The organism is Vibrio sp. Vb1127 (genome assembly GCF_033338735.1).
In the GTDB taxonomy this organism is placed as follows: Bacteria; Pseudomonadota; Gammaproteobacteria; order Enterobacterales; family Vibrionaceae; genus Vibrio; species Vibrio alginolyticus.
Map to the genome: position 1 here is coordinate 1 of NZ_JAWOTF010000050.1, position 7,215 is coordinate 7,215.

At 45.8% G+C, this 7,215-nt stretch carries 6 protein-coding genes; 4 read left to right on the forward strand and 2 right to left on the reverse strand.

What is annotated here, in order from left to right; translation table 11 throughout:
* Positions 1-69: 69 nt before the first annotated feature.
* A complete protein-coding gene (locus R7H07_RS23735; protein WP_005382972.1) occupies positions 70-711 on the forward strand; it encodes a DUF2959 domain-containing protein in 642 nt (213 codons plus the stop codon).
* A 31-nt stretch (positions 712-742) separates the two neighbouring features.
* On the opposite strand, the gene R7H07_RS23740 is transcribed toward R7H07_RS23735, so the two are convergent.
* Complete coding sequence (locus R7H07_RS23740; protein WP_031779018.1) at positions 743-1,285, reverse strand: AAA family ATPase; 543 nt, start codon at positions 1,283-1,285, stop codon at positions 743-745.
* A 72-nt stretch (positions 1,286-1,357) separates the two neighbouring features.
* Positions 1,358-3,187, reverse strand: coding sequence for a translational GTPase TypA (gene typA, locus R7H07_RS23745; RefSeq protein WP_005379276.1), 1,830 nt, complete (start codon positions 3,185-3,187; stop codon positions 1,358-1,360).
* Between the two features lie 530 nt (positions 3,188-3,717).
* Between typA and glnA the strand changes: the two genes are divergently transcribed.
* The 3 genes from glnA to glnL all read left to right on the forward strand — a co-directional run bounded on the left by glnA (position 3,718) and on the right by glnL (position 7,084).
* Positions 3,718-5,127, forward strand: coding sequence for a glutamate--ammonia ligase (gene glnA, locus R7H07_RS23750; RefSeq protein WP_005379275.1), 1,410 nt, complete (start codon positions 3,718-3,720; stop codon positions 5,125-5,127).
* 195 nt (positions 5,128-5,322) lie between these two features.
* Positions 5,323-5,904: a DUF4124 domain-containing protein gene (locus R7H07_RS23755; protein ID WP_170890695.1), complete on the forward strand. Its 582-nt coding sequence runs from the start codon at positions 5,323-5,325 to the stop codon at positions 5,902-5,904.
* A gap of 133 nt (positions 5,905-6,037) precedes the next feature.
* On the forward strand, positions 6,038-7,084 hold the full coding sequence (gene glnL / locus R7H07_RS23760; protein WP_206959429.1) for a nitrogen regulation protein NR(II): 1,047 nt from the start codon (positions 6,038-6,040) through the stop codon (positions 7,082-7,084).
* Positions 7,085-7,215: the final 131 nt, after the last annotated feature.

Genomic DNA, 7,215 nt, shown 5'->3' on the forward strand with positions numbered 1-7,215 from the left:
AATCTCGCCTTGTAACTCTCTGATAACTGGTTCATAGTTCATCCCATAATTAGCGCCGAGGACATAAGAATGCCTTATTTATTAGCAATTGTACTATCAATTTTCACTTTAACAGGGTGTCAATCTGCTTATTACTCAGCAATGGAGCAGGTTGGGTATCATAAACGAGATATTATGGTCGACCGCGTCGAAGATGCCAAAGAATCTCAACAAGATGCACAAGAAGAATTCACCAGTGCACTTGAAGCCTTGTCTGCGATCACCAACTTTGATGGTGGTGAGCTAGAAAATGTCTACAACAACATCAATGACAAATACGAAGATAGCGAAAAAGCGGCTCAAGACGTACGTGACCGTATTGCTGCGATTGAAGACGTATCCGGCGCACTGTTTGATGAGTGGCAAGATGAGCTAGAGCTGTACTCGAGTGCGAAACTGCGTCGTTCAAGCGAGCAAAAACTACGTGAAACCAAAGCCTCGTACAAAACCATGCTTAGCGCTATGAAGCGTGCAGAGAAAAAGATGACACCGGTACTGGATACGCTACGTGACAACACGTTGTACTTAAAACACAACCTTAACGCCAGTGCGATTGGTTCTTTGCAAGGTGAGTTCTCTAGCTTAGAGAAAGACATTCAGTTTGCGATCAAACAAATGAACGAAGCGATTGCAGAGTCCGATAAATTCCTACAAAAGCTCAATCAAAAGTAAATGATTTAGACCTCCTCCTAGTGAGGAGGTTTTAGTCGGCGACCTCACCGAGTAAACCGATGACTCTTCGAACAAAGCCTACCCTCTCTGGTACAGTTCCCCATGGCACTTCTACCACTTCATAACCCAACTCAGTATAGACACTCACTAACGACTGATGAATCTCCAATGCTTCTTCAAAGCTGTGCGGACGCACTTCATCTTGTACGTAAATGGATGCTTCAGGTCGACAAGTAAACACCTGACTATGGTACCCAGCGCTTTCGGTTAAGAAAGCTTGGTCAACCTTACAGCCGCCCACTTGTAGGTATGCAATGATGTCGGGGATGGCGCGATCAACAAACGCAACATCATGACAACGCGCATCACTCTTTTGTTTGTCCATCAACCCAAGGCATAACTTGGCAAACTCAGGTAAATTCGTCCACGGCAAAATACCATTTTCTAACTGGCTTTGCTGCTCAATCAAGTCGCGAGACCCTTCAGGAAACGTGGCATAACCACACGCGTCTAGCGCATTCAGCAGTGTTGTTTTTCCCGCACCAGGCCCACCGGTGATAATAATCGGGTTCATATTCAACTCCAGAAAACAAAAAGCCCCGAGCATAACTCGAGGCTTCTTCTTAATTGAATCGCTTAACGAAAATTATTTCGCGCCACGAGAAGCACGCTTACGGTCGCTTTCCGTTAGGAACTTCTTACGGATACGGATGCTTTCAGGCGTTACTTCTACTAGCTCGTCGTCATCGATGAATTCTAGTGCTTGCTCAAGAGTCATCTTGATAGGCGGAGTAAGAACCTGTGCGTCATCTGTACCAGATGCACGAACGTTGGTTAGCTGCTTACCTTTCAGTGCGTTTACCGTTAGGTCGTTGTCACGGCTGTGAATACCGATAACCATACCTTCGTAAACTTCAACACCGTGACCGATAAATAGACGACCACGCTCTTGAAGGTTGAACAGTGCGTTAGTTAGCGCTTTACCCATCGCGTTCGCGATTAGTACACCGTTTACACGTTGACCGATGTTACCGCCTTTGTGAGGGCCGTAGTGATCAAACGTATGGTAAAGAAGACCTGAACCTGAAGTCAGTGTCATGAATTCCGTTTGGAAACCGATCAGACCACGTGATGGCATAACGAAGTCCATACGCACACGACCTTTACCGTCTGGAGACATGTCTTTCAGCTCACCTTTACGTAGGCCGATGTTCTCCATGATGCCGCCTTGGTGCTCTTCCATTACGTCGATAGTTACCGTTTCGAACGGTTCCATCAACTGACCATCTTCTTCTTTGATGATTACTTCTGGACGAGATACTGCTAGCTCGAAGCCTTCACGACGCATGTTTTCGATCAGGATAGAAAGGTGAAGTTCACCACGACCTGATACGCGGAATTTATCTGGATCGTCTGTTTGCTCAACGCGTAGTGCAACGTTGTGTACCAGTTCCTTCTCAAGACGCTCAAGGATGTTACGTGACGTTACGAACTTACCTTCTTTACCCGCGAATGGAGACGTGTTTACTTGGAATGTCATCGTTACTGTTGGTTCATCAACAGACAATGGTGGTAATGCTTCTACTGCGTTTTGTGCACAGATAGTGTCAGAAATTTTCAGCTCGCCAAGACCAGTGATTGCGATGATATCACCCGCGTTAGCTTGTTCCACTTCGTGACGCTCTAGGCCAAGGTAGCCCATTACTGTACCCACTTTACCGTTGCGAGTTTTACCGTCAGCACCAATAATGGTTACCTGCTGGTTTGGTTTAACGCTACCACGAGTTACGCGAGCCACGCCGATAACACCAACGTAAGAGCTGTAGTCTAGCTGAGAAACTTGCATCTGTAGTGGACCATCAAGGTCAACATTTGGCGCGTCAACAACATCAACGATAGTTTGGAATAGTGGTTCCATGTTCTCGCCAGTTTCGCCTTCTTCTAGAGAAGCCCAACCGTTAAGTGCTGATGCGTAAACTACTTTAAAGTCTAGCTGGTCATCAGTTGCACCTAGGTTGTCGAACAGGTCGAACACTTGGTCCATAACCCAATCAGGACGTGCGCCAGGGCGGTCAATCTTGTTGATTACAACGATTGGTTTTAGACCGTGAGCAAACGCTTTTTGAGTTACGAAACGCGTTTGAGGCATTGGACCATCAACAGCGTCAACGATAAGTAGTACAGAGTCTACCATCGACATGATACGCTCAACTTCACCACCGAAGTCCGCGTGTCCCGGAGTATCTACGATGTTGATACGGTAATCGTTCCAGTCGATTGCTGTGTTTTTAGCAAGAATGGTAATACCGCGCTCTTTCTCGATGTCGTTCGAGTCCATGACTCGCTCTTCAGCTTCACCGCGAGACTCAAGCGTGCCTGATTGTTGTAGCAGCTTGTCAACCAACGTGGTTTTACCGTGGTCAACGTGCGCGATGATCGCGATATTTCTTAATTTATCAATCTGTGGAGTAGCCATGGATATTGATTCACTTAGATAGATGAAATGCCCCCACGCTGAGAACGGGTGCTCTCTGGCGACATTTGCTGATTAAAAAAACGGCCATAATGTACCAGATTTTAGCAAAAAGCCTAGAAATATGTGATCTACTCCCGAGCATTTCTGCGATTTTTACGCTTAATGCCCATTTTCTTCCTCAGAACGAATTGATTAAACGCAACTTTATTCTAATCGATGCATAATTCAAATTGACTCTTGCTCAAAAACTGGGCTGAATACGCAATGTCCCTGTCACATTATGGTGCAACAATGATTTTTGGCACCATAATAGTGCAAGCAAAGATCATTTTGGTGCAAGCAAGTGCACCAAACTAGCATTCAAAAACACAATTGCTTGAAATTAATGGAATATTTTTTTTGGCACGGTTTTGGCTTTAGTTAAAACAGCATCGATTAATGAAAAGTCAAATTGATTAATCAATGCCAGGTTTCATGAATAATTCATAAATCGAGCTTTTACCGCTTATTAACACTGGAGGTTATCCAAGATGTCAGTAGAAAACGTTCTATCGCTGATCCAAGAAAACGAAGTTAAGTTTGTTGACCTACGCTTCACTGATACAAAAGGTAAAGAGCAGCACATTTCGATCCCTGCTCACCAAATCGACGCAGACTTCTTCGAAGAAGGTAAAATGTTCGATGGTTCATCAGTTGCTGGCTGGAAAGGTATCAACGAATCAGACATGGTAATGATGCCTGACGCATCTTCTGCTGTGCTTGACCCATTCACGGAAGACGCAACACTAAATATCCGTTGTGACATCTTAGAGCCTGCAACAATGCAAGGCTACGACCGTGACCCACGCTCTATCGCAAAACGCGCTGAAGACTTCATGCGTTCTACAGGTGTTGCAGATACTGTACTTATCGGTCCTGAGCCAGAATTCTTCCTATTTGATGACGTGAAGTTCTCGACAGACATGTCAGGCTCTTTCTTCAAAATCGACGACGTAGAAGCGGCATGGAACACAGGTTCTGACTACGAAGAAGGTAACAAAGGTCACCGTCCAGGCGTTAAAGGTGGTTACTTCCCAGTAGCTCCAGTAGATTCATCTCAAGACATCCGTTCTGCTATGTGTCTAGTAATGGAAGAAATGGGTCTTGTTGTTGAAGCGCACCACCACGAAGTGGCAACGGCGGGTCAAAACGAAATCGCAACTCGTTTCAACACGCTAACAACCAAAGCTGACGAAATCCAAATCTACAAGTACGTTGTACACAACGTTGCTCACGCGTTTGGTAAAACAGCGACGTTTATGCCTAAACCACTTGTTGGCGACAACGGCAGCGGTATGCACGTTCACCAGTCTCTAGCAAAAGATGGCGTAAACCTATTTGCTGGTGACAAGTACGGCGGTCTATCTGAAATGGCGCTTTACTACATCGGTGGTATCATCAAACACGCTCGTGCAATCAACGCATTCGCTAACCCATCAACAAACTCGTACAAACGTCTTGTACCAGGCTTCGAAGCACCAGTAATGCTAGCTTACTCAGCGCGTAACCGCTCTGCTTCAATCCGTATCCCAGTGGTACCAAGCCCGAAAGCACGTCGTATCGAAGTTCGTTTCGGTGACCCAGCGGCGAACCCATACCTATGTTTCGCAGCAATGCTTATGGCTGGTCTTGACGGTATCAAGAATAAGATCCACCCAGGCGAAGCGATGGATAAAGACCTTTACGATCTTCCAGCTGAAGAAGCAGCAGAAATCCCAACTGTTGCATACTCACTAAAAGACGCGCTAGCAGAGCTAGATGCTGATCGTGAGTTCTTAACAGCGGGCGGCGTATTCTCTGACGACTTCATCGATTCATACATCGACCTTAAGTCTCAGGACGTAGAACGTGTGAACATGACAACTCACCCTGTTGAGTTCGAACTTTACTACTCTGTGTAAGGTCGACACTGTGTAAAATGTAAACACAGCAATAAAATATTAGGCTCGCCTCGCAGGCGGGCCTTTTTTGTATTCGCCAGTCAAGCTTCGACGTTTAACATGAGGGGATAATAAAAATACGCTTAGAATTTTTCCTTACAGGTCAAAGAGCTAAGCCATTGAAACGTGAAATCATCGAACAAGAGAAGGTGAGCAATGAAAGTTCAGCTTATTCCATCACTGTGTGCACTCAGCGGATTGTTAATCGCCTCTATCGCCTTCGCGCAGGTCGCGTATACGTGGGTAGATGAAAATGGCGTGGTTCACTTTAGTGATACGCCAAACAAAGGAGCAAAAGCGATCGCACTGCCAAACCTTGAAGCCAGCGCACCAGCTCCTGAGGTAGAAAGTACTGAATCGCTCGCACCTCAGACTACGCCATCTACTGCATCACAAAACAAGCCAGAGAAAACAACCGAGAAGCCTCTCCCATTACAACTCTCGATGCTGACTCCCAAGCACAACGAGACCATCCGCAGTAATCGAGGCATCATCAATATTCAATTAGAAACCAATCGCAAGCTTGGTATCGGTGAGCAATTGCAATTGTTACTCGATGGAAAACCTTATGGTGCACCACAAAACCATATAGTGTGGCAGTTAAACAATATTGACCGAGGCACTCACACACTTGCTGTGCACGCGAAAAGAAGCGGCAAGCTTATTGCATCTACTAGCCCTATAACGGTGCATTTACATAAAGCAAGTGTTAAGCCGACCGTAAAAGGGGCAAAATAGAATATCTGGTGAAAAAAAATCACATCACAGCGATGCTTTTCACTTTTTCTTCTAAGATTTATTCGCCATACTTAACGTTCAATTGCACCATTATTGTGCATCGCACAATCTTAAAGCAAAACAAGGACGTAATGTGGATACCAGTCTTCCTAGTGCCATTCTCAACAATATGGTGACAGCAACGCTGATTCTTGATGATGGATTGGCCATCCGTTATGCCAATCCGGCTGCCGAATTGCTGTTTTCTCAAAGCGCCAAACGAATTATTGAACAATCACTTTCTCAATTGATTCAGCATGCGTCGCTGGATCTCGCGCTGCTCACTCAACCGTTGCAAAGTGGCCAAAGCATCACCGACAGTGACGTCACTTTCGTTGTTGATGGCCGCCCTTTAATGCTAGAGGTGACGGTTAGCCCTATCACTTGGCAAAAGCAGTTAATGCTTCTGGTCGAGATGCGCAAAATTGATCAGCAGCGCCGACTCTCTCAAGAACTGAACCAACACGCCCAACAACAAGCGGCGAAGCTGTTAGTCCGAGGGCTTGCACATGAGATCAAAAATCCGCTTGGCGGCTTACGCGGTGCGGCGCAATTGTTAGAAAAAATGCTGCCAGAGCCCTCTCTCACCGAATATACACACATCATCATTGAGCAAGCAGACCGTTTAAGGGCGCTCGTGGATCGATTACTAGGACCTCAGAAGCCAGGTAAGAAGACACAAGAGAATCTGCACCAAATTCTTGAAAAGGTTCGCCAACTGGTTGAATTAGAGTCACAACGCTCAATCATCATTGAACGAGATTATGACCCAAGCTTGCCAGAGATTTTGATGGATACAGACCAAATCGAGCAGGCAATGCTTAATATCGTCAGTAACGCCGCACAAATTCTTAGCCATCAAGAGCACGGGAAAATAACCATTCGCACCAGAACGGTGCATCAAGCCAATATTCACGGCAAACGCTGTAAACTCGCTGCTCGTGTCGAAATCACAGACAACGGCCCAGGTATTCCACCGGAACTACAAGACACGCTGTTCTATCCCATGGTCAGTGGCCGCGACGGAGGAACTGGATTAGGGCTATCTATTTCGCAAAATTTGATCGACCAGCACAATGGAAAAATAGACGTAGAAAGCTGGCCTGGTCACACAACATTTACTATTTATCTGCCGATCTGAGTGCGCTAATGGACTTCAAGTCGCGTCAGTTTTTCGGTTTGCTGCAAGGATTACTACATGAGTAAAGGATATGTTTGGGTCGTTGATGACGACAGTTCAATTCGCTGGGTAATGGAGAAAACGCTCTCCTC